Consider the following 18,625-nt stretch of genomic DNA (forward strand, 5'->3'; position numbering starts at 1 on the left):
GTTCCCGCACTCAGTTCGGCGGCGATTCGCGCCAGGCTTGCGCGCAGCGCTCGCGGATGACGTCGGTGATGGCCCGGCGCGCGTGGTCGTTGCGTTCGACCATGCCGATGTGGCGCGCCGGGGCTTCGACCGGGTGGGGCAGCGGCAGGACACGCAGCCGGGGGTTGCCGAGCCAGCCGCCGTCGCGCAGCCGGGGCACCAGGGTGGCGCCCACGCCCTGCTCGATGAGCGAGGTGAGTTCGCCGATGGAGTTGAGCTCCATGAACGGCTCGATGTTCAGGCCGAGTTCGCGCAGCACCTTTTCCGCCAGGGCCCCGGTGCGCTGGGTCGGATCGAAGCGCAGATAGGGATTCAGCGCAAGCACCTCGGCCGCGCAGGTCCCGCCGGCCTGGGCATGCGTGAGCACCACCAGGGCCTCGGCATACATCGGCGACCAGCGCAGGGCGGGCGAGAGGTGGTTGCTCTCGACCACGAAGGCCGCATCGATGTCGCCCGCCATGACCCGCGCGGCCAGCCCATGCGACTGCCCGTGCTGGATGCGGATGTCGAGCGCCGGGTGCTCCTGCTTGAGCCGCGAGGTCACGCGCAGCAGGGTGTGCATGCACGACACCAGCGCCCCGATGGTGACCGAACCGGCCAGTTCGCCCTGCCGCGCACGCGGCTGCCGGATGCGGTCGTAGGCGCCGAGCAGCGCCTCGACCTCGGGCACGAGCTCGCGTCCCTCGGCATTGAGCCGCGCGATGCGGCCGCTGCGATCGAACAGCTTGCGTGCCAGCTCGGTCTCGAGCGTGCGCATCTGGAAGCTCACCGCCGCCTGCGTCAGGCCCACGTGTTGGGCGGCCTCGGAAAACGAGCCGTGCCGGGCCACCGCCAGGAAAGTCCGGAAAAAACGCAAGCCATCCATAAAAAGAGTTTGTCTTAAAAACAAAGAGGTTCGGTTTGATTCTGGGGCTTATTGCCGGTAGATTGGGCGGACTCATTGCCCGTTCATCGCCCGCAGACACTCATTCCTCATGAAATCGTTCAATTGGAGCAACCCTTATCCGAGCCACCGCATTCCGCTGTTTGCGCGCAATGTGGTCTCGACCTCCCATCCGCTGGCGTCGCAGGCCGGCCTGCGCATGCTGCTCAAGGGCGGCAATGCGGTGGATGCGGCGATCGCCACGGCGGCCTGCATGACGCTGGTCGAGCCGGTCTCCAACGGCCTGGGCAGCGACTGTTTTGCCATGGTCTGGGACGGCCGGCAACTGCACGGCCTGAACGCATCGGGTGTGGCGCCGGCGGCCTGGAACCTCGGTTACTTCGAACGCAAGTATGGCGTCGACGGCCAGGGGCTGGCGCGCCAGCCCAAGCGCGGCTGGGACAGCGTCACCGTGCCGGGCGCGGTGGCCGGCTGGGCCGCCCTGCACGGCAAGCTGGGCAAGCTGCCTTTCGAAGAGCTGTTCGAACCGGCCATCGAGATCGCCGAGCGCGGTTATGCCGTGCCGCCCGTGGTGGCCCACAAATGGGCCGCGGCCGAAGACGAGCTGCGCGACCAGCCCGGTTTTGCCGAGGCCTTTCTGCCGCAGGGCCACGCGCCCCGGGTGGGCGACAAGTTCCGTTTTCCCGATGCGGCCCGGACACTGCGCCTCATCGCCCGGAGCAAGGGACGCGATTATTACGAAGGTGAACTCGCCGAGCGCATGGTGGCCTTCAGCGCCCAGTGCGGCGCCGCACTCACGCTGGACGACCTGCGGTCCTACCGGCCCGAGTGGGTGCAGCCGATCGCCAAGGACTACCGCGGCTACACGCTCAACGAGATCCCGCCCAACGGGCAGGGCATCGCGGCGCTGATCGCGCTGGGCATCCTCGAGCAGTTCGACGTGGCCGGTCTGCCGGTCGATTCGGCGCAGTCGCAGCATCTGCAGATCGAGGCCATGAAACTGGCGTTCGCCGATCTCTACCGGTATGTGGCCGATCCGCGCAGCATGGCCGTCACGCCCGAGCAGATGCTGGACGACGGTTATCTGGCCGAGCGCGCCCGGCTCATCGACCCCAACCGGGCCACGCATTTCGCGGCCGGCCGGCCGCATGCGGGCGGCACCATCTACCTGACGGCCGCCGACGAGAGCGGCATGATGGTCTCGTTCATCCAGTCCAACTACATGGGGTTCGGCTCGGGCGTGGTCGTGCCGGGCACCGGCATCAGCCTGCAGAACCGGGGCGTGGGTTTTTCCATGGACCCGAAGTCGGCCAATGTGGTGGCGGGCGGCAAGCGGCCGTTCCACACCATCATCCCGGGCTTCCTGACGCGGGACGGCGCACCGGTCATGAGCTTCGGCGTGATGGGCGGCGACATGCAGCCCCAGGGGCATCTGCAGACCGTGGTGCGCATGCTGGACTACGACCAGCAGCCCCAGGCGGCCTGCTGCGCGCCGCGCTGGAAAGTCAACCGCGACTTCACGCTCGACGTCGAATCCACCATGCGCGCCGATGCGGTCGAGGGACTGCAGAAGATGGGCCACACCCTCAAGTCCATCGAAGACCCCTACATGGACTTCGGTGCCGGGCAGTTTATCTGGCGGCTCTCGGGCAGCGACAGCGACCACGGGTACGTGGCCGCCAGCGACACGCGGCGCGACGGCCAGGCCGTAGGCTTCTGATCCCGGGCGTCGAAGCACGCGCGAGCCGTTCCCGGCCCTTGCGCGCAGGCACAATGCCGGCATGCCAAAAAAGCCGTCCTCGACCGCCGCCAGCCAGGAAGAGCGGGCGTTCGCCAAGCTCGGCCTGGTGCGCGACATCGACCTCGCCCTGCACCTGCCGCTGCGCTACGAGGACGAGACGCGCATCACGCGCCTGGCCGATGCCCGGGAGGGCGAGCTGGTGCAGATCGAGGCCACGGTCGTCGAGCAGAGCATCCAGTACCAGCCGCGCAAGCAGCTCATCGTCAAGGTCGACGACGGCACGCAGACCTGCACCCTCCGGTTCTTCAATTTCTACCCCTCGCAGAGCAAATCGCTGGCGGTGGGCAAGCGTGTGCGGGCGCGCGGCGAGCTGCGTGGCCATGTCTCGGCCTGGGCGGGCAGCAGCCTGACCATGTTGCACCCGGTGTGCCGGGCGGCGAGCGGGGCCTTGCCGCAGTCGCTCACGCCCGTGTATTCCACCGTGGCCGGTCTGTCGCAGCCGGTGCTGCGCCACGCCGTGGCCGACGGCCTGGCACGGGCGCGCCGCGACGGCCTGCTCGACGAGACCCTGCCGCCCGAGTTCACGCGCCTGATCGGTTCGATGCCGCTGTACTCGCTGACCACGGCGCTGGGTTTCCTGCATCACCCGTCGCCCGACGCGGCGCTGGCCACGCTGGAAGACCGCAGCCACCCGGCCTGGCAGCGCCTGAAGGCCGAAGAGCTGCTGGCCCAGCAGCTGTCGCAGCAGGTCGCGCGCCGCGAGCGGGCCGGTCTGCAGGCGCCCGTGCTGCTGCCGCGGCCCGGCGGGCTGTACGAGCAGTTGGCGGCCGTGCTGCCGTTTGCGCTGACCGGCGCGCAGCAGCGCGTGGTGGGCGAGATCGTGCAGGACCTCGCGCTCCCGCGGCCCATGCACCGGCTGCTGCAGGGCGATGTCGGCTCGGGCAAGACCGTGGTGGCGGCCCTGGCGGCGGCGGCCTGCATCGACGCCGGCTGGCAGTGCGCGCTGATGGTGCCGACCGAGATCCTGGCCGAACAGCATTTCCGCAAGCTCGTGGGCTGGCTCGAGCCGCTGGGCGTGCAGGTCGCCTGGCTGACCGGCGGCGCCAAGAACAAGGCCAAGCGCGAGGCGCTGGCGCGTGTGGCCAGCGGCGAGGCCATGCTGGTCGTGGGCACGCATGCCGTGATCCAGGACAGCGTGGTGTTCCGCAACCTGGCGCTGGCCATCATCGACGAGCAGCATCGCTTCGGCGTGGCCCAGCGGCTGGCGCTGCGCGGCAAGATGGCCGGGCCTGCCGCCCCCGCCGAAGCCGGAGCCCTGCCCGAGCCGGGCCTGCCCGCCTACGAGCCGCACCTGCTCATGATGAGTGCCACCCCCATCCCGCGCACGCTGGCCATGAGCTATTACGCCGACCTCGATGTCTCCACCATCGACGAATTGCCGCCCGGGCGTTCACCCATCGTCACCCGCGTCATTGCCAACAGCCGGCGCGACGAGTTGATCGCGCGCATCGGCGATCAGGTCGATGCCGGCCGGCAGGTGTACTGGGTCTGTCCGCTGATCGAGGAAAGCGAGGCGCTGGATCTGGCGACCGCCACCGATACCCATGCCGAGCTCAGTGCCGCGCTGCCCGGCGTGCAGGTGGGTCTGCTGCATTCGCGCATGCCGGCGGCCGAGAAGAAGGCCGTGATGGAACACTTCTCGAGCGGCCGGATGGCCGTGCTGGTGTCGACCACGGTCATCGAAGTGGGCGTGGACGTGCCCAATGCGTCGCTCATGGTGGTCGAGCACGCCGAGCGCTTCGGCCTGTCGCAGCTCCATCAGCTGAGGGGACGGGTCGGGCGCGGCGCGGCGGCATCGGCCTGTGTGCTGATGTACGCCTTGCCCGAAGGCGGGCGCCTGAGCGAATCGGCCCGGGCGCGGCTGCGGGCCATGGCCGAGACGCAGGACGGCTTCGAGATCGCGCGGCGCGACCTGGACATCCGGGGCCCGGGCGAGTTTCTGGGCGCGAGGCAGTCCGGCGCGGCCATGCTGCGTTTTGCCGACCTGGAGACCGATGGCGAGCTGCTGGAGTGGGCCCGCGAGCTGGCGCCGCGCCTGCTGGCCGGACAGCCGGCGCAGGCCGAGCGCCATATCGAGCGCTGGATGGGCGGCAAGGCCGAGTTCCTGAAGGCTTGACGCGTCCGGCGCGGCAGCCGTCAGGCTGGCCCAGACGCTTTCAGGTGGCCGGACGGCGCGCCAGGGCCAGCAGCACGCCGAAAAACACCATCATGCCGCCGCTGACACGGTTGAGCCAGTGCATGGCACCGGGCTTCGAGGTCCAGCGGCCCATGCGCAGGCCGAGCCAGCCATAGAACAGCAGGGTCGTCCACTCCAGCGCCAGAAAGGTCAGCGCCACCTGGGTGTAGCTCAGCGCATAGGCGTCGGCGACCGCGAACTGGGGCAGGAAGGCGGTGAAGATGAGGATGGCCTTGGGATTGCCGATGGCGACCGTGAACTCCTGGCGGATCAGCCGCTTCAGGGGCGGCACGGCTTCGGGCTCGGCCTCGGCCCGATGCAGGGGGGCGACGGTCGGCGCGGGCGCACGCAGCAGCCTGATGCCCAGCCACACCAGGTAGGCGGCACCGGCGAACTTGACCACGGTGAAGGCGGTCTCCGAAGCCAGCAGCAGGGTGCCCATGCCCAGTCCGGAGAGCGTGATCATGATGGCGAAAGCCGCCAGCCGGCCGCTGCCGGCGAGCGTGGCCTGGCGCAGCCCGTAGCGGGCGCCATAGGTGACGGACAGCAGGTTGTTGGGGCCGAACGAGAGGTTGAGCGCCAGGCAGGCGGGCAGGAAGAACAGGTAGGCTTGCAGGGTCATGATCGGAGTCGCCGCGAGTTCCACCGGGCCGGCGGATGCGGTCATTGTCTTACACCCGGCACCGTGGCCGCGAGACCCGGTTGATCCCCAAGGCGCACGGGGCCGAACAACTGCGTATCATTGGCGTCAACCATGACGCTCACCGAACTCAAGTACATCGTTGCCGTGGCGCGCGAACGCCATTTCGGCAAAGCGGCCGAAGCCTGCCATGTCTCGCAACCGACCTTGAGCGTAGCCGTCAAGAAGCTCGAGGACGAACTCGAGGTCAAGCTCTTCGAGCGCAGCGCCAACGAGGTCAGCGTGACCCCTCTGGGCGAGGAGATCATCCGCCAGGCGCAGACCGTGCTGGAGCAGGCCGCCGGCATCAAGGAGATCGCCAAGCGCGGTCAGGATCCGCTGGCCGGACCGCTGCGTCTGGGTGTCATCTACACGATCGGCCCCTATCTGCTGCCCGACCTGGTGCGTCAGGTGATCGCCCGCACCCCCCAGATGCCGCTCATGCTGCAGGAGAACTACACGGTCAAGCTGCTGGAGATGCTGCGGCTGGGCGAGATCGACTGCGCCATCCTCGCCGAGCCGTTTCCCGATGCAGGGCTGGCGCTGGCGCCCCTCTACGACGAACCGTTCTACGTCGCGGTGCCGGCCCAGCACATGCTGGCCCGCAAGCCGCGGGTCAACGCCGATGCGCTCAAGCAGGAGACCATGCTGCTGCTGGGCGCCGGTCACTGCTTCCGCGACCACGTGCTCGAGTTCTGCCCCGAGTTCGCCCGTTTCTCCAGCGACGCCGAGGGCATACGCAAGAGCTTCGAGGGCTCGTCGCTCGAGACCATCAAACACATGGTCGCCGCCGGCATGGGCGTGACCGTGGTGCCGCGGCTCAGCGTGCCGCCCAGTGCGCTGGACGCCGCCGGCGAGGCCGCGCCGCTCACCTCGCGCGATCCGGTGCAATACCTGCCCTTCGACGGCAACCCGCCGACCCGGCGCGTGGTGCTGGTGTGGCGGCGCAGTTTCACGCGCTACGAAGCGATCGCGGCACTGCGCAATGCCATCATGGCCTGCGAGCTGCCGGGCGTGCAACGTCTGACCTGAGCGCGGCGGCACGCGCCGGCCGCCCGAAGGGCTAGGCTTGTCCGACGGCGGCTGTCAGTCGCGTCCGATACGGTTGCAGGGTCGAGCGGGGCATAGTACTGTGGTGTTGTTTCCACGAAAGAGGAGTATCCCAGCATGGCTACCGCCCGCAAGACCGCTACCAAAACGACTGCCCCCCGCAAGACCGCGGGCCTCAAGACCAGCGTCGCCGCGCATGCCGCCAAGACCCGCCGCATCAGCAAGGGCTCACGCACCGCCGCCAAGGTCGAGGTGCTGGGCAGCGCACCGGCCATCAACATCGGCCTGACCGAACGCGATCGCGCGGCGATCTCGAAGGGCCTGAACCGCGTGCTGGCCGACACCTTCGGCCTGTACCTCACCACGCACAATTTCCACTGGAACGTGACGGGTCCGCATTTCAACTCGCTGCACGCCATGTTCATGGGGCAGTACACCGAGCTGTGGAACGCCATCGACACGATCGCCGAACGCATCCGTTCGCTGGGCTTCTACGCGCCCGGCTCTTACAAGGAGTTCGCCGAGCTGGCATCGGTGCCCGATGTGCCGGTCAAGCCGCCCAAGGCCGACGAGATGGTCCGCATCCTGGTCAAGGGTCACGAAACCGTGGCGCGCGGCGCGCGCGAGCTGTTCCCCCTGCTCGACAAGGTGTCGGACGAGCCGACGGCCGACATGCTGACCCAGCGCGTGAACTCGCACGAGCAGACGGCCTGGATGCTGCGTTCGCTGCTCGAGGCCTGATCTCTTCTTCCCGTCCCTGGCTGGCTTGCCGCGCGCGGCGGCCAGGGCTCCCTGTCGCCTTGCCGAGGCCATCATGACCCAGAATCCTTCCGCCACGACGGGCGATGACGATGTGCCCGCCAGCGGACCGGAGCGTGTGCAGGCCCTGCTGCCCGAAGTGCGCCATGGCGATGCCGCCTGGCTGCGTTATGCGCCGCTGGTGTTCGTGATGAACGCCGGTTCGGGCAGCAACGAGGCGCAGGCGGTGCGCGACACCATCACGCAGGTCTGCGAGAACGCGGGCCGGCCGCTCGAGTTCGTCCTCATCGAAGAAGCGAGCGAACTGCGGGCCCGGGCTGCCGAAGCGGCGGCGCGGGCGCATGAACGCGACGGCGTGCTGGTGGCCGTCGGTGGCGACGGCACCATCAATGTCGTCGCCGGTGCCGCGCTGGCCGCCGATGTGCCGCTGGGCGTCATCCCGCAAGGCACGTTCAATTTCTTCGGCCGCAACCTGGGCATCTCGATCGAGCTCGAAGAGGCCTTGCAGACCCTGCTCGATCCTTGCCTGCGCAGCATGCACCTGGGCCAGGTCGGCGAGCTGAATGCGTCCGGCCGCCAGGTGTTCCTGGTCAGTGCCAGCCTGGGTTTCTATCCCCAGATCATCCAGGACCGCGAGTACTGGAAGCAGCAGCTGGGGCGCAAGAAGATCGTGGCGCTGTGGTCCGGCCTCATGACGCTGCTGGGCGAGCATCGCACCCTCCGCCTGCGCCTGCGAGGGGCCGACGGCCGCACCGAGGCCGTCAAGACCAGCACGCTGCTGGTCAGCGACAACGCCCTGCAGATGGCCAATCTGGGCCTGCCCGAGGCGCAAGCCATCGAGGAGGGGCAACTGGTGGGACTGGTGGTGCGTTCCACCTCTCGCTGGCAGTTGCTGGCCTTGGCCCTGCGCGGCGCGCTCAAGCGCCTGACCGACGATGACCGCCTGGAGCGTTTTGCCTTCGATCGCCTGGAGGTCGCGGTGCGCCGGCCGGCGCCCGGTTTCCGTTTCAAGGTCGCGGTCGATGGCGAGATCACCGAATATGCCTCTCCCATGGTGTTCGAGGTCTCGCCCCAGCCGCTGCAGGTGCTGGTGCCCTGGCCCGATGCGATCGCAGCCGAGACCCGCGAAGCCCGTGCCGCGATGGCGCAGGAGCCCGCCGTCGCGATGCCGGGAGGCGTCGCGGCATGACCGACCCCGACCTTGCGGGCGGGAAGACACCGGCCCTGCCATCCGATCCGTTGCAGACAGCGATGGCGCAGGGCGCGGCCGAAGGCTCGGTCTGCCGCATCCTGCATCTGTCGGATCCGCATTTCGGCACCGAGCGGGCCGATGCCGTACGGGCGCTCGAGGAACTGACGGCTGCCGTCCGGCCCACGCTGCTGGTGGTGTCGGGCGACATCACGCAGCGCGCGCGGCGCGAGCAGTATCAGGCGGCACGGCGTTTCATCGACCGCTTGCAGGCCTGTTGCGGCGCGCCCTGGCTGGCGATCGCCGGCAACCACGACATTCCCCTGTTCGACGTGGCCGCGCGCGTGGCCTGGCCGCTGCGCGAGTACCGCCGCAGCATCAGCGAACAGCTCGAGCCGGAGCACAGCGACGCCCAGGCGCTGGTGTTGTGCGTCAACACGGTGCGCCGCTGGCGCCACAAGGACGGCGAGGTCTCCCATGCCCAGATCGAACGGGTGGCACGGCGGCTGCAGCGCGCAGCGCCCGGCCAGCTGCGGGTGGTGGTGACACACCAGCCCGTGCATGTGGTCGACCCGGCCGAACGCAAGAACCTGCTGATCGGGCACGAAGCGGCCGTGCGCCGATGGGCCCAGGCCGGCGCCGATCTCATCCTCGGGGGTCACATCCATTCGGCCTACGCCGTGGCGCTGTCGGAATCGGCCTCGGGCGTGCTGCCCGCGCTGTGGGCGGTGCAGGCCGGCACGGCGGTGTCGAGCCGGGTCAGGCGAGAACAGCCGAACTCGGTCAATCTGATCTGCTATCGGCCGCCCGGCATGCGCGATGCGGCGGGGCGGGTGTTGCCCCGCGCGGTGTCGGTTCAGCAATGGGATTTCCAGCGTGCGGCCCAGGATCCCCATCATGCCGAGGGCGAAGCCGGCAACGTGGAGGGCCGCCTGCCGGGCGCCGGACGTTTTGTGCGCGTGCTCGAAACCGAACTGCTGCCGCCGCCCGAGGTGGCGGCGGGCCAGGGCACCGTCATCGGCCTGGCGGCGGGCGAGCCGGTGGCCTGAGGCTGCAACCCGGTTGTTATCCATGCCAGGTGTTTTGCCCGACCTTTTCGACGCGCCCGTGCAGCCGCCCGCCCGCGTCGCCCTGGGCGAACAGGCCTGGCTGCTGCGCGGATTTGCGCTGCCGCATGTCGAGGCCCTGCGCACGGCGCTGCGCACCGTGCTGCGCGCCGCACCCTGGCGCCAGATGCGCACGCCGGGCGGCTACACGATGTCGGTCTCCACGACCAACTGCGGCGCTTTGGGCTGGACCTCGGACGAGCAGGGCTACCGCTACACGCCGCGCGACCCGCTGAGCGGCCAGCCCTGGCCTGCGCTGCCGGCGGCCCTGCAGGCACTGGCGGCACGGGCTGCGGCCGAGGCGGGTTTTGACGGCTTCGCGCCCGACGCCTGCCTGATCAACCGTTATGTGCCCGGTGCCCGCATGTCGCTTCACCAGGACAAGAACGAGCGGGATCGCACGGCGCCGATCGTCTCGGTGTCGCTGGGGCTGCCGGCGGTGTTCCTGTTCGGCGGACTCGAACGCACCCTGCCCACGGCGCGGTACGGGCTGCTGCACGGCGATGTGGTGGTATGGGGCGGCGTGGACCGGATGCGTTTTCACGGGGTGCTGCCGCTGCGCCCGGGCGTGCACCCGGTGGTGGGCGAGCAGCGCATCAACCTGACCTTTCGGCGCGCCGGCGGCGCCCAGCCTCTACACTCGGGCGGGTGATGTCCATCGATCTGCCCTTCGACGCTGCCGGCACCGCCGTGCCGGTCGCCTCCGCCAAGTCCCCGGCCCGGCCGCGTACCGTGCCGGTCCGCCTGAATTTCCAGCTGCAGCATCTCGACAGTCCCGTCGGTCCGCTGATGCTGGTGACCGATGCACAGCATCGGGTGCGCGCCCTCGAGTTCGCGGAGAACGAAGCGCGGCTGCGCAGCCTGCTGGCCAAGCACTACCGCCACCACACCCTCGACGAGCCGGTGCGTGCCCGCCGCTCGCCGGCCGATCCGGTGGTCGAGGCCATCGAGCGTTATTTCGCGGGCGAGCTCCAGGCGCTCGACGCGCTGGCGGTGGCCGATCACGGCAGCCCGCTGCAGCGCCGGGTCTGGGCCGCTCTGCGCCAGATCCCGGCCGGACAGGTGACGTCGTATGGCGACCTGGCCCGCCGGGTCGGCATCGCGCCCGCCGAAGCCGCTTGCGACGAGCCGGCCGACGCCGCCACCCCGCCTCGCGACATGGCCATTGCCTCGATGGATGCGATGCGCCGTGCGGGCCGCCTGGCGCGGGCCGTGGGGCGTGCCAATGCGCTCAATCCGATTTCCATCATCGTGCCCTGCCACCGCGTGATCGGTGCCGACGGGCGCCTGACCGGTTATGCCGGCGGGCTGGCGCGCAAACGCTGGCTGCTGCTGCACGAAGGTGCGGTCGCCGATGCCTCGGTGGCTCGGCTTCAGGGGTTCTGAGTCCCGGCCGGCGGACCGGGTTGTTTTTTGGGTCTTCAAACCATGCAGTTCGTTTATCCCCTGATCGATCATGCGGCAGGCTGGGGCCTGTTGCTGGTGTGTGTGCTCGCTTTGGGTCTGCGCGCGGTGCAGGCGCGCCAGAGCGCCTCGACACCGGGTGGTGTGCCCTCGCTGCTGCTGGCCGCCGCACCGGGCGCCGCTGGATCGGCCCTGCTGGCGCTGGCGGGCCTGGGCGGATTTGCGCTGCTGGCTTCGCAGGTCATGGCCGAGACGACGCCCGCCTGGCTGGTGGCGCTGGACGGCTGGGTCGCCGGGCATCGCACGGCCTGGCCCGAGTTCGCCCTGCAGGCCCTGGTGGCCTTGACGCACCTGGGGGACTTCAACACGCTCACGGGTGTGACGGTACTGGTGGCATTGGCCCTGGCCTGGCGCGGACGCTGGCTGGCCATGGGATGGTGGCTGCTGGCGACGGCGGGCAATGGCCTGCTGGTGCGCTGGTGCAAGCAGGTCTTTGGCCGCAGCCGGCCCGACACGCCTTACCTGGAGGTGCATGGCTACAGTTTTCCGAGCGGGCATGCGATGTCTTCGCTGGTGGTCTATGGGCTGCTGGCCGTGATCCTGTGGGGATGGGGACGCCGGCCGGCGCGCACGGCGGGGCTGGATCTGCCGGGCAGTCCGGCCCGTCGGCTGGCGGTGGCGATCGCCGTGTTGGCCGTGGCCATCGGGGCCAGCCGGGTCTGGCTGGAGGTGCATTACGCCAGCGACGTGCTGGCCGGCTGGCTGCTGGCTCTGGGCTGGCTGGGTGCGCTGAGTCTGCTGGTGCGGCCGCTGCGCATGGGCCGGGACGGTTGAAGCTGTGACTCGCCGCCCGTCTTCACCCGCCTCGCCGGTGCCGCCCGCCGGCACCTTGCCGCCGCCGATCCACGCGGGCGAACCGGCTTTCCGCGCGACGCGCCTGGCTTTGTTCGCCGGCGGGTTCTCGACCTTCTGGCTGCTGTACTGGGTGCAGCCGCTCATGCCCATGCTGGCCCATGATTTCGGCCTCAGCCCCGCCTCGAGCAGTGCAGCCCTGTCCTTCGCGACGGGTGCGATGGCGCTGGCGCTGCTGCCGGCCAGCCTGCTGGCCGATCGTTACGGCCGGCGTACGCTGATGTGCGGCGGCTTGCTCGCCGCGGCCTTGCTGACACTGGTGATGGCCGTGGCCCCCGACTGGCACGGGCTGCTGGCCCTGCGGCTGCTGTGCGGATTGCTGCTGGCCGGCATGCCGGCGGTGGCGATGGCCTATCTGGCCGAGGAGTTCGATCCGGCCGCGCTGGGCAGCGTGATGGGCCTGTACATCGGCGGCAATGCCCTGGGGGGCATGTCGGGGCGGCTGGTCGGCGTGTGGCTGGCGGATGCGCTGTCGTGGCGCATGGCCGCGGTGGCGGTCGGTCTCGTCGGCCTGGCCGGTGCGGTTTACTTCCTGCGCCGGCTGCCGCCTTCGCGCCGTTTTGTGCCGCGGCCCCTGCCGTTCAGTGCCGAGGGGCGTGCGAGCCTGGCGGCGGGACTGCGCGAGGCGCTGGGCGACCGTGGCCTGCTGGCGCTGTACGCCACCTCCTTTCTCATCATGGGCGCCTTCGTGAGCCTGTACAACTACCTGGGCTTTCGCCTGGCCGGCGCGCCCTTTTTCCTCAGCCACAGCGTCATCGGCTTCATCTTCATGCTCTACATGGTGGGCACGCTGGCCTCGGCGCTGTCGGGTCGGCTGAGCCGCCGGTTCGGCCGCGGGCCGGTGCTGCGGACCATGCTGGGCGTGATGGCGGCCAGCCTTCTGCTGACGCTGACCGATGCCCTGGTGCTGGTGGTGGCGGGCGTGGCCGGATTGACCTTCAGCTTCTTTGCAGGCCACGCGGTGGCCAGCAGTTGGGTCGGCGCGCGGGCGCAGTCGGCCAAGGCGCTGGCGGCGGCGCTCTACCTCAGCGCCTACTACCTGGGATCGAGCCTGGTGGGCTCGAGTTCGGGGCTGCTGTGGTCGTGGGGGCAGTGGACGGGCGTGGCCGGCGTGCTGGTCGTGGCCGTGCTGCTGGCGCTGGCGGCGACCTGGCGGCTGAGCGACAAGGGCTGAGCCACGCGGCCGAGCGACCCGCGCCGAACACCTGGCGGCACAATAAGCGCATGTCGAACATGCTTTCCTCCAGGCCTGCATCGGGCCCCACCACGTCGCGCCTGCGGCTCTACCTGCAACTCATCCGCTGGGACCGACCGGTCGGATGGCTGGTGCTGCTGTGGCCCACGCTGAGCGCGCTGTGGCTGGCTGCGGGCGGATTTCCGGGCTGGCACCTGCTGGCGGTCTTTGTACTCGGGACGGTGCTGATGCGCAGCGCGGGCTGCTGCATCAACGACGTGGCCGACCGCGACTTCGACCGCCACGTCAAGCGCACCACCGAGCGTCCGGTGACCGCGGGCCGGATCTCGGTGCGCGAGGCATTGGCGGTGGGCGCGGTGCTGGCCCTGGCTGCGCTGGTGCTGGCGACGACGTTGAATGCAGCGACCCTGCTCTGGACGCCTGCGGCCCTGGCCGTGACGCTGCTGTATCCCTATGCCAAACGTCATGTGTCCATGCCGCAGGCGGTGCTGGGCGTGGCCTTCAGCTTCGGCATTCCCATGGCCTTCACGGCGGTGCAGGGCGGCGCTGCGTTCAATCTCTACACCGGTGATCCGCTGCTGTGGTCGCAGGCCTGGCAGGCCGTGCCGGCGGTGGCCCTGTGGCTGGTGCTGGGCAATCTGTGCCAGGTCCTGGCCTACGATACCGAATACGCCATGGTCGATCGCGACGACGACCTGCGCATCGGCATGAAGACCTCGGCGATCACGCTCGGGCGCTGGGATGTGGCCGCCGTGATGGGGTTCTACGCCGTGTTCCTGGCGGTCTGGGGGACGGTGCTCTACGGTTACGCGAACTTCGGGGTGTGGGCGGTCGCGATGCTGGCGGCCGCGGCGCAGGTGCTGTGGCATTGGCGGCTGATCCGCGATCGCTCGCGCGACGGCTGCTTCAAGGCGTTCAGGCTCAACCACTGGCTGGGGCTGACGATCTTTGCGGGCTTTGTGCTGGGCTGAACGTGGGTCTGCCGGCGTCGTCGGCCGTTCCGGACCGGTGGCCCGACTTCGGGCGCCACGATCCGCTCAGCGCTGGGCCAGCGCCAGGCGGGCCGCCAGACCGGCGAAGACCAGCGCAGCTGCCCGGTTGAGCCAGCGCTGTGCCCGGGCCGAACGCAGCAGCCGTTCGCGCAACGCAGCGGCAAAGAACACCACCGCGCCGAACGCCAGCAGGGTCGCCAGGATGAACAGTGCGCCCAGGCAGACGATCTGCAGGGCGACGGGGCCCGTGCCCGGCGCGCCCGGCTGCACGAACTGCGGCAGGAATGCCAGGAAAAAGAATACCACCTTGGGGTTGGTGAGATTCATCACCACGCCCCGCCGGTACATCGGGGCCGACAGCCACGATGTCCAGCCGCGACGCGCTGTCCCTTCGGCCGGACGGGCGACCGCATCCAGATCCTGGGCCGGGGCGTGCCAGGCGCCCCAGGCCAGGTAGAGCAGATAGGCCGAACCGGCGATCTTGAGCAGCGTGAAGGCCAGCGCCGAGGCCGCGAACAGGGCCGCCAGGCCCAGTGCCACCGCCGAGGTATGCACCAGCAGGCCGGTGCACAGGCCGAGCACCACGCTCAGGCCGGCGCGGCGGCCCGCCGTGGCCGACTGCATCAGCACAAAGAGGTTGTCCGGTCCGGGCGTGGCGCTCAGCAGCAGCGAGGCGGTGAAAAACGCAAGAGCGGTCTGAAGGGTGATCACGGTCGGGGCGCTGGGCGCGATGAGGGAAGGGAAGTGCGTGTGCGCGTTTTTTGAGAGGGCGCTTCAGCCGTCCTTGCGTGGCGGTTCGTCGGATGGGAAACCGAGGTTTTGCTGCGTGGGCGGCGAGGCCGGTGCAGGCGGTTGGGCAGGCGGTGCCACCGGCTGGGACGGATCGGCCGATGGCGTCGCGGCGGAGTCCGCCGGCAGGGGAGCCGCTGCAGGGACATCGCCGATGGTGGGTTCGATGCGGGCGCCGGCCGGCCGGTCGGGCGATGGCGCACCGGAGGCGGGGTCGATGGCGTGGGATGCCGTCTGCTGAGCGGCCTCGTGTTCGCGCTGCTGGGCCTGTGCGGTTTCCTCGGCCGCCCGCAGGCGGGCCGCGGTATTGAGCACATCGTCTCCGGTGCGGGTCGGCAGTTCGCCGGCCAGGCTGTCCGAAGCTTCGAGATAGATGCGGCAGAAACCCTGGATCAGGATCAGGCCCGGCACGATGCCGGCCAGCGCCGCCAGCAGGGTGCCGCCGACGATGGCGGCCAGCAGGTGGCTGCTGCCGGCGTATCCCATCATCAGGCCTGCGGGGTTGATCGACAGGGCCTGGGGCCCGAGGATGCCGGCGGACAGGCTGGCGGTGATCGACAGACCCATCATCAACACCGCGCCGACGACAAAGGACACCACCACCACGATGAGTGTGAGTACGAACTCCTGCAGGATGACCGTCAGCAGACGGCGGCGCACCACGGTCAGCAGGACCGAAACGGCCTGCATCACGCTGGCGCCCGTCCAGATGGCGCAGGCGGTCAGCGGCACGTAGACGTAGAACAGGGCCAGCGCGGCGGCCCCCAGCAGCACGGTGGAAAGGGGCAGTACGGCCGCGAACAGCAGCGGGCCCAGCAGGGGAATCTTGCACAGCACCAGCAGCAGGGCCACCAGCGCCACCAGTGCCAACATGCCGCCGAGGGCGATCAGGGCCACGGCGAGCACGCGGTGGCTGCTGGTCAGCGCGCGGCGCACGGCCGAACGCAGCGAGGGCACCTGGCCCAGGCGGCAATCGTCCATCAGCATGATGCCGACTGCGTTGAGACCGTAGAACAGGACCGCCAGACCGCCCAGAAGGCCGATGAAGGCCACCGGCGCCAGGCCGGACGACGCAAAGAGGCCGAAGACCAGAAGCGACAGCAGCACGGTGAGGGCCGACAGCGCCAGCGCACGCCAGTTGCCGACGGCCTTGGCCGCGTCGAGCAGCGTGGTGGTGGATGGGAGCTGTTTGGAAAACGTCATGGGCAGGTCCGGTGCACGCCACGGCCCGTGCAGGCCGAACGGATGCACGGCCCTGGCCGACGTGGATCTGCGGATCATGGTATCAAAACATGAGTGATGGTCAATGGCGTGTGGGTGGCCGTGTCCGCTGGGTGACCCTGAATCGGTGATTTCCGCTATGGTGCGGCGGGGGCATTCGCTCTAGCCTGCCGGACATGCAAGCCGAATCCCGATCTTCTTTTTCAGCCCCTGCCGCCGGCGTCGGTGTGCAGCGTGTGCCCCGGATGCAGGCTTACCGATCCTGGCTGGCGCAGGAACGCGGACTGGCCTTCGATGCCGATTACCAGGCCCTGTGGCATTGGTCGGTGACCGAGCTCGATGCGTTCTGGCAGAGCATCTGGGACTACTTCGAACTGCAGTCGCCGACGCCGCACACGGCGGTGCTGGCCGACGACCGCATGCCGGGTGCGGTCTGGTTTCCGGGGGCGCAGGTCAACTACGCACGGCAGGTGCTGCGCCATGCCGATGCGGCACACGCGGCGGGCCAGCCGGCTCTGGTCAGCCACAACGAGCAGTCGTTGGCCGAGGGGCGGGCAGCGGCCGAGATGAGCTGGCCCGAGCTGCGCCGCCAGGTCGCCGCGCTGGCGTTGCATCTGCAGGACCAGGGGGTGGGACGCGGCGACCGGGTGGCTGCCTATCTGCCCAATGTGCCGGCTGCGGTGGTGGCGCTTCTGGCGACGGCCAGCCTGGGCGCGGTCTGGAGTGTCTGTGCGCCGGACATGGGCACGGATGCCGTGCTCGACCGGTTTCGCCAGATCGAGCCCAAGGTGCTGATCGCCTGCAACGGGGTGGTTTATGCGGGGCGGGAACACGACCGCCGCGAGAGCGTGCAGGCCCTGTGCGCCGGCCTGCCCAGCCTGCGGCACGTGCTGCTGCTCGACAACCTGCCGGGGCTGGAGCGGCCCGAGCTGGGGGTCGATCACGACCGGTTCCATTGCGCGGTGGCGCGCGACGACGCGGCTGTCGCGGCATTCGAGCCGCACTGGGTGCCGTTCGACCATCCCTTGTGGATCGTCTATTCCAGCGGCACCACCGGCCTGCCCAAGCCGCTGGTGCACGGCCATGGCGGCGTGATGCTGATGGCCTTGCCCTTGCTGGTCCTGCACAACGACGTGGGCTGCAGCTACCGGCCCGAGACGCGGGGTGAGCGCTTCTTCTGGTACAGCTCGACCGGCTGGGTGATGTGGAACTGTCAGGTCGGCGGCCTGCTCGACGGCACCACATGCTGTCTTTTCGACGGCAGTCCGGGCGGCAGCAAGGCGCAGCCGGACTGGTCCGTGCTGTGGCGTTTTGCCGAGCAGACCGGGGTGACGTTTTTCGGTGCGGGGGCTGCCTTTTATGGGCAGTGCATGAAAGCCGGCCTGGATCTGGCGACGTACGCCGGCCTGACGCGGGTGAGGGCCCTGGGCAGCACGGGTTCGCCGCTGCCGGAAGAGGTGGAGCGCTGGGGCACGGCCGGGTTCGAACGTCTTGGACGGCCGGGACTGTGGTGGGCCAACATCTCCGGTGGCACCGACTTTGCCGGCGCCTTCATCGGCGGCAACGCCGAACTGCCGCGTGTGCCGGGCGTGATGCAATGCCGGCAGCTCGGTGCGGCGGTTCAGGCCTGGAACGCGCAGGGCGAACCGGTGGTCGACGAGGTGGGTGAACTGGTGTGCACGCGGCCGCTCCCCTCCATGCCCCTGTTTTTCTGGGGCGACAGCGGCCATGCGCGTTACCTCGCCAGCTATTTCGACACCTATCCGGGCGTCTGGCGCCACGGCGACTGGATCCGCATCACGCCGCAGGGCGGCTGCGTGATCTATGGGCGCAGCGACGCCACCATCAACCGCCATGGCCTGCGCATGGGAACCAGCGAGATCTATGCGGCCGTCGAGCGCCTGCCGCAGGTGGTGGATGCCCTGGTGGTCGACCTCGAGTACCTGGGCAAAGAGAGCTACATGCCGCTGTTCGTGGCGCTGCGCGCCGGCACGGTGCTCGACGACACGCTGGAGGCGGCCATCCGGAAGACGATCGGTGCCGCCCTGTCGCCGCGCTTCGTGCCCGATGCGATCTTTCAGGTGCCCGAGGTGCCCCGGACATTGACGGGCAAAAAACAGGAACTGCCGATCAAGAAACTGCTGCTGGGCCAGCCGCTCGAGCGGGTGCTGAACCGGGCCACCATGGCCAATCCCGAGAGCCTGGCCTGGTTCGTCGCCTTTGCCGAGCGGCGGCAGGCCCTGCCGCAAGCGGCTGAATAGACCGGGCTGGCGGCGCGCCGATCCGTGGACGGGGGCCAGGCGGACGGGCGGCCGTAGGGGTTGCGGGCAGGGTATGCTGTCGGGTGAACGCGCGCGTCCGGCCGGCACGGCGCGGCCCGCCCGGGGCCGTGAGGTCCGGGGCGTGTGTCACGACGCACGATCTTCAAGC

16 protein-coding genes are annotated in these 18,625 nt (G+C 69.6%); 12 read left to right on the forward strand and 4 right to left on the reverse strand.

Annotation, left to right across the window (positions count from 1 at the left end; translation table 11 throughout):
* Positions 1-10: 10 nt before the first annotated feature.
* Complete coding sequence (locus tag EC845_RS13880) at positions 11-904, reverse strand: LysR substrate-binding domain-containing protein (RefSeq protein WP_123298688.1); 894 nt, start codon at positions 902-904, stop codon at positions 11-13.
* A gap of 109 nt (positions 905-1,013) precedes the next feature.
* On the opposite strand from EC845_RS13880, the gene EC845_RS13885 reads away from it, so the two are divergent.
* Both EC845_RS13885 and recG read left to right on the forward strand, forming a co-directional pair.
* Complete coding sequence (locus EC845_RS13885; protein WP_123298689.1) at positions 1,014-2,642, forward strand: gamma-glutamyltransferase family protein; 1,629 nt, start codon at positions 1,014-1,016, stop codon at positions 2,640-2,642.
* A gap of 61 nt (positions 2,643-2,703) precedes the next feature.
* The gene (gene recG / locus EC845_RS13890) at positions 2,704-4,839 is read left to right on the forward strand and encodes an ATP-dependent DNA helicase RecG (RefSeq protein WP_123298690.1); all 2,136 of its coding nucleotides are present in this window, start codon (positions 2,704-2,706) and stop codon (positions 4,837-4,839) included.
* A 40-nt stretch (positions 4,840-4,879) separates the two neighbouring features.
* Here the strand turns inward: recG and EC845_RS13895 are convergent, their stop codons facing one another.
* Positions 4,880-5,521 (reverse strand): LysE family translocator, encoded by a 642-nt coding sequence (locus tag EC845_RS13895; RefSeq protein ID WP_123298691.1) that lies wholly within the window; start codon positions 5,519-5,521, stop codon positions 4,880-4,882.
* Between the two features lie 132 nt (positions 5,522-5,653).
* On the opposite strand from EC845_RS13895, the gene EC845_RS13900 reads away from it, so the two are divergent.
* The 9 genes from EC845_RS13900 to EC845_RS13940 all read left to right on the forward strand — a co-directional run bounded on the left by EC845_RS13900 (position 5,654) and on the right by EC845_RS13940 (position 14,164).
* Positions 5,654-6,610 (forward strand): LysR substrate-binding domain-containing protein, encoded by a 957-nt coding sequence (locus tag EC845_RS13900; protein WP_123298692.1) that lies wholly within the window; start codon positions 5,654-5,656, stop codon positions 6,608-6,610.
* A gap of 135 nt (positions 6,611-6,745) precedes the next feature.
* Positions 6,746-7,369 carry a Dps family protein gene (locus EC845_RS13905; RefSeq protein ID WP_123298693.1) on the forward strand — a complete coding sequence of 208 codons (624 nt, stop codon included), beginning with the start codon at positions 6,746-6,748 and terminating at the stop codon, positions 7,367-7,369.
* Positions 7,370-7,442: 73 nt separating this feature from the next.
* Positions 7,443-8,576, forward strand: a complete 1,134-nt coding sequence (locus tag EC845_RS13910) for a diacylglycerol kinase family protein (RefSeq protein ID WP_123298694.1) — start codon at positions 7,443-7,445, stop codon at positions 8,574-8,576.
* Positions 8,573-9,625, forward strand: coding sequence for a metallophosphoesterase (locus EC845_RS13915; RefSeq protein ID WP_123298695.1), 1,053 nt, complete (start codon positions 8,573-8,575; stop codon positions 9,623-9,625). Before EC845_RS13910 ends, EC845_RS13915 begins: the two co-directional genes overlap by 4 nt.
* A gap of 22 nt (positions 9,626-9,647) precedes the next feature.
* The gene (alkB, locus tag EC845_RS13920) at positions 9,648-10,334 is read left to right on the forward strand and encodes a DNA oxidative demethylase AlkB (protein WP_123298696.1); all 687 of its coding nucleotides are present in this window, start codon (positions 9,648-9,650) and stop codon (positions 10,332-10,334) included.
* The gene (locus tag EC845_RS13925; RefSeq protein ID WP_123298697.1) at positions 10,334-11,068 is read left to right on the forward strand and encodes a methylated-DNA--[protein]-cysteine S-methyltransferase; all 735 of its coding nucleotides are present in this window, start codon (positions 10,334-10,336) and stop codon (positions 11,066-11,068) included. The genes alkB and EC845_RS13925 overlap by 1 nt, the downstream gene beginning before the upstream one ends.
* Before the next feature lie 42 nt (positions 11,069-11,110).
* Positions 11,111-11,920 (forward strand): phosphatase PAP2 family protein, encoded by an 810-nt coding sequence (locus EC845_RS13930; protein WP_123298698.1) that lies wholly within the window; start codon positions 11,111-11,113, stop codon positions 11,918-11,920.
* A 4-nt stretch (positions 11,921-11,924) separates the two neighbouring features.
* Positions 11,925-13,172, forward strand: coding sequence for an MFS transporter (locus tag EC845_RS13935; RefSeq protein ID WP_233598064.1), 1,248 nt, complete (start codon positions 11,925-11,927; stop codon positions 13,170-13,172).
* A gap of 59 nt (positions 13,173-13,231) precedes the next feature.
* Positions 13,232-14,164, forward strand: coding sequence for a 4-hydroxybenzoate octaprenyltransferase (locus EC845_RS13940; protein WP_123298855.1), 933 nt, complete (start codon positions 13,232-13,234; stop codon positions 14,162-14,164).
* Between the two features lie 66 nt (positions 14,165-14,230).
* On the opposite strand, the gene EC845_RS13945 is transcribed toward EC845_RS13940, so the two are convergent.
* Positions 14,231-14,896 (reverse strand): LysE family translocator, encoded by a 666-nt coding sequence (locus tag EC845_RS13945; protein WP_123298700.1) that lies wholly within the window; start codon positions 14,894-14,896, stop codon positions 14,231-14,233.
* Between the two features lie 63 nt (positions 14,897-14,959).
* On the reverse strand, positions 14,960-16,177 hold the full coding sequence (locus EC845_RS13950; RefSeq protein WP_148077309.1) for a hypothetical protein: 1,218 nt from the start codon (positions 16,175-16,177) through the stop codon (positions 14,960-14,962).
* A gap of 194 nt (positions 16,178-16,371) precedes the next feature.
* Between EC845_RS13950 and EC845_RS13955 the strand changes: the two genes are divergently transcribed.
* Positions 16,372-18,456 carry an acetoacetate--CoA ligase gene (locus EC845_RS13955; RefSeq protein WP_123298702.1) on the forward strand — a complete coding sequence of 695 codons (2,085 nt, stop codon included), beginning with the start codon at positions 16,372-16,374 and terminating at the stop codon, positions 18,454-18,456.
* Positions 18,457-18,625: the final 169 nt, after the last annotated feature.

Origin of the sequence: Comamonas sp. BIGb0124 (assembly GCF_003752175.1) — a bacterium.
Taxonomy (GTDB): Bacteria; Pseudomonadota; Gammaproteobacteria; order Burkholderiales; family Burkholderiaceae_C; genus Comamonas_F.

Bases quoted from the DNA above. Each gene is read 5' to 3' on its own strand.
- EC845_RS13880 (WP_123298688.1), bottom strand. From the start codon at position 904: ATGGATGGCTTGCGTTTTTTCCGGACTTTCCTGGCGGTGGCCCGGCAC.
- EC845_RS13885 (WP_123298689.1), top strand. From the start codon at position 1,014: ATGAAATCGTTCAATTGGAGCAACCCTTATCCGAGCCACCGCATTCCG.
- recG (WP_123298690.1), top strand. From the start codon at position 2,704: ATGCCAAAAAAGCCGTCCTCGACCGCCGCCAGCCAGGAAGAGCGGGCG.
- EC845_RS13895 (WP_123298691.1), bottom strand. From the start codon at position 5,521: ATGACCCTGCAAGCCTACCTGTTCTTCCTGCCCGCCTGCCTGGCGCTC.
- EC845_RS13900 (WP_123298692.1), top strand. From the start codon at position 5,654: ATGACGCTCACCGAACTCAAGTACATCGTTGCCGTGGCGCGCGAACGC.
- EC845_RS13905 (WP_123298693.1), top strand. From the start codon at position 6,746: ATGGCTACCGCCCGCAAGACCGCTACCAAAACGACTGCCCCCCGCAAG.
- EC845_RS13910 (WP_123298694.1), top strand. From the start codon at position 7,443: ATGACCCAGAATCCTTCCGCCACGACGGGCGATGACGATGTGCCCGCC.
- EC845_RS13915 (WP_123298695.1), top strand. From the start codon at position 8,573: ATGACCGACCCCGACCTTGCGGGCGGGAAGACACCGGCCCTGCCATCC.
- alkB (WP_123298696.1), top strand. From the start codon at position 9,648: ATGCCAGGTGTTTTGCCCGACCTTTTCGACGCGCCCGTGCAGCCGCCC.
- EC845_RS13925 (WP_123298697.1), top strand. From the start codon at position 10,334: ATGTCCATCGATCTGCCCTTCGACGCTGCCGGCACCGCCGTGCCGGTC.
- EC845_RS13930 (WP_123298698.1), top strand. From the start codon at position 11,111: ATGCAGTTCGTTTATCCCCTGATCGATCATGCGGCAGGCTGGGGCCTG.
- EC845_RS13940 (WP_123298855.1), top strand. From the start codon at position 13,232: ATGCTTTCCTCCAGGCCTGCATCGGGCCCCACCACGTCGCGCCTGCGG.
- EC845_RS13950 (WP_148077309.1), bottom strand. From the start codon at position 16,177: ATGACGTTTTCCAAACAGCTCCCATCCACCACCACGCTGCTCGACGCG.
- EC845_RS13955 (WP_123298702.1), top strand. From the start codon at position 16,372: ATGCAAGCCGAATCCCGATCTTCTTTTTCAGCCCCTGCCGCCGGCGTC.